At 60.7% G+C, this 661-nt stretch carries 1 protein-coding gene; it reads right to left on the bottom strand.

Annotated elements, in window-relative coordinates; genetic code table 11:
- The coding region (locus CC207_RS19670) for an immunoglobulin-like domain-containing protein (RefSeq protein ID WP_371916487.1) at positions 1-661 on the bottom strand (661 nt) is incomplete at both ends.

Genomic DNA, 661 nt, shown 5'->3' with positions numbered 1-661 from the left:
TTTGTCGCCGTTCGACAGGGTGACGGTCAGGTCGTGGTCGAGCTTCTGGCTGACCTTGACGGTGAAGGCCGGCTGCTGGTCTTCGGTGACGTCACCTTTGCCAACGATGGTGACGGCGACCTTGTCGCCCTGGTTGTCGGTGCCTGGAGTGCCGGTACCAGGCTCATCGGTCACGCTCGTGGTGACGGTGTTGTCACCCAGCGTGAGCTTCTCGAAGTTGTCCGCGCCGCTGACGCCTTCGATCTTGTTGACGATCGAAGGCTGGCCGCCGACGAACACGTCGTCCGGAGCGGTGATGGTGAAGGTGCCGCTGGCGCTTCCGGCTGGAATGGTGACCTTGGTGCCATCGGTCAGAGTGAAGGTCAGGCCGTTGTGGCCGGTGACCGACAGACCCTGGGCATTGGTCAAGGTTACGGTGTAGGTGATCTGGCCACCTTCAGACACAGTGGTCTTGTCGGCGGTGAGAGTCGCAACCACCTCGCTGACGGTATCGGTGATCAGGACGGAGGCATTGCCACCCAGTTCCAGATTTTCGAAGGCCTTACCGTCAACGGTGGCATCGGTGATGCCCACGGTCAGGGTGTCACCGTCTTTGAAGACGTCATCACCTTGGGCTTTCGCCTTGTACTCGGCTTCGGTCTGACCGGCTGGAATGACAACT

It is taken from the genome of Pseudomonas sp. DrBHI1, assembly GCF_002205115.1.
GTDB classification, from domain to species: Bacteria; Pseudomonadota; Gammaproteobacteria; order Pseudomonadales; family Pseudomonadaceae; genus Aquipseudomonas; species Aquipseudomonas mosselii.
The sequence above is the reverse complement of the archived record's forward strand: the minus strand, read 5'-3'. Positions and strand labels throughout refer to the sequence as shown.